Origin of the sequence: Rheinheimera sp., assembly GCF_036568245.1 — a bacterium.
In the GTDB taxonomy this organism is placed as follows: domain Bacteria; phylum Pseudomonadota; class Gammaproteobacteria; order Enterobacterales; family Alteromonadaceae; genus Alishewanella.
Genome location: NZ_DATCSY010000349.1, coordinates 1 through 2,029, shown reverse-complemented (window position 1 = coordinate 2,029; position 2,029 = coordinate 1). Strand labels below are relative to the sequence as shown.

General features: G+C 54.4%; 2 protein-coding genes. One reads left to right on the top strand and one right to left on the bottom strand.

The window, feature by feature from the left end; all coding sequences use genetic code 11:
• Positions 1 to 1,278 (top strand): efflux RND transporter permease subunit (locus tag VIN66_RS15445; RefSeq protein ID WP_331924807.1); only part of this gene is annotated, 1,278 nt, incomplete at its 5' end.
• 1 nt (position 1,279) lies between these two features.
• Here the strand turns inward: VIN66_RS15445 and VIN66_RS15440 are convergent.
• The coding region (locus VIN66_RS15440; RefSeq protein WP_331924806.1) for an LTA synthase family protein at positions 1,280 to 2,029 on the bottom strand (750 nt) is incomplete at its 5' end.

Genomic DNA, 2,029 nt, shown 5'->3' with positions numbered 1-2,029 from the left:
AGGCGCAAAGCCGCCCAGATCCTTGATGAAATGCGCAGCCTCACGGCTGACATTCCAGGCATTATTCTGGAGTTCCGGCAACAGGAAGAAGGCCCGTCCGGCGGCAAACCGATAGAGCTGCAGGTAAGCAGTATGGAAAGTGCGGCAACCGACAAAGCGGTGGCGAAGATCATCAGCCAAATGCAGCAACTGGGCGGCTTTGTCGATATTGAAGATGACCGCAGCCTGCCGGGTATTGAATGGCGGCTTGAAGTAGACCGGGCAGAAGCGGCCCGCTTTGGTGCTGATGTGCTGACCGTCGGCAATGCGGTACAGATGATCAGTAACGGCCTGCTACTGGCAAAATACCGGCCGGAGTATGCCAGTGATGAAGTCGATATCCGCGTGCGCTTTCCACAAAGCTGGCGCTCACTGGATCAGCTGCAGCGGCTTACCATTCAAACCGCGCGTGGCCAGGTGCCGCTAAGCAATTTTGTTGAGCTGGTACCGGCGCCTAAAACAAGCATTATCAAACGTATCGACAGCAACCGCGCTGTGACGATAAAAGCCGATTTGGCACCGGGCTTTCAGGTAACCGAGCGGCTAAAAGCCTTGCTGGGCAGTGATATAAAGCTGCCAGACAATGTGCATGTGAAAACCGCCGGTGAAAGTGCCGACCAGCAAGAGGCGATGACATTCCTGCTGGGCGCCTTTGCCACTGCGATCTTCCTGATGCTGATGATCCTGCTGGTGCAATTTAACAGCTGGTATCAGACATTGCTGATCCTGTCGGCAATCATCTTTTCCACCGCAGGTGTGCTGCTGGGGTTGCTGGTAAACGGCCAGAGCTTCGGCATAGTGATGGTAGGCATGGGTATCATTGGTCTGGCCGGGATAGTGGTAAACAATAATATCGTCCTGATTGATACCTATAACCAGTTACGCGACAGTGGTTTGTCTGCATTTGAAGCGGCACTGGAAACCGGTTGCCTGCGCCTGCGCCCGGTGCTGCTAACGTCAATCACTACCGTACTGGGTTTAATGCCAATGGTACTGGCGGTAAATGTTAACCTGCTGGAACCCAGCCTGGGCTTTGGTGCGCCCTCTACCCAGTGGTGGACGCAGCTATCAAGCGCTATTGCCGGCGGTTTAACCTTTGCAACGGTACTGACACTGTTTTTAACGCCCTGTATGCTGGTACTGGGCGAGAAACTGCGGCCACGCAAGGCTGAACCGGCCACTGCAGCTATACCAAACAGCGGCGATGACATCGCGCTGCTGCTGAAAAAGCGCGCCTGAACTAGGGTAGCGCTTTTGCCAACCGGCAATCGACACACTGCCCCCGCAACGGATTGCGGTAAAGCTGCTCGCGGTAAAGCAAAGATGGCAGTAATACCTGCGCCAGCGCCCTGCTCTGCTGCGTAGCAGAAACCGGCTGTGTTGACGTCGTCAACCGGCGACTAACAGGGTTGTAAACGGCATGCACGGGCGCCTGCTGTGGCCTGAGAATAGTCAGCTCTTTATCTTCCATCAGCGCAAAATACTGATCAAACTGCAGCAAGGCCCGGCCAGGGCTGGTTGCATCACGGCTAAAGTCGCGCCCTATCAGCGGGGTCTGAGCCGAGATGCCAAGCAGCGACAGTAAGGTCGGTGCCAAATCTATCTGGCTGGCAACCGGAGTTATGGTTTTGGCCTCAAGATCCGGCCCCAGTATCAATGCCGGAATATGAAACTTTTCCACCGGCACCAGATTATCGCCATAGACCCGGTTGTCATGGTCAGCAACAATCAGAAATACCGTATCTTGCCAGTAAGCAGACAGTTTTGCCTGAGCAATAAACTGCCCTAGTGCGTAATCGGCATATTTCACCGCATTATTAACACTGTTTTTTGGCTGCTGATGCAGGCTGATGCGGCCATCAGGGAATTCAAATGGCTCGTGATTCGACGAGCTGAAAATCAGGCTGAAAAAGGGTTTGCCAGCCGCATGCATCTGCTGTAAATGCTGGTCGGCAGTACGAAACAGATCTTCGTCGCTGGCGCCCCAGCT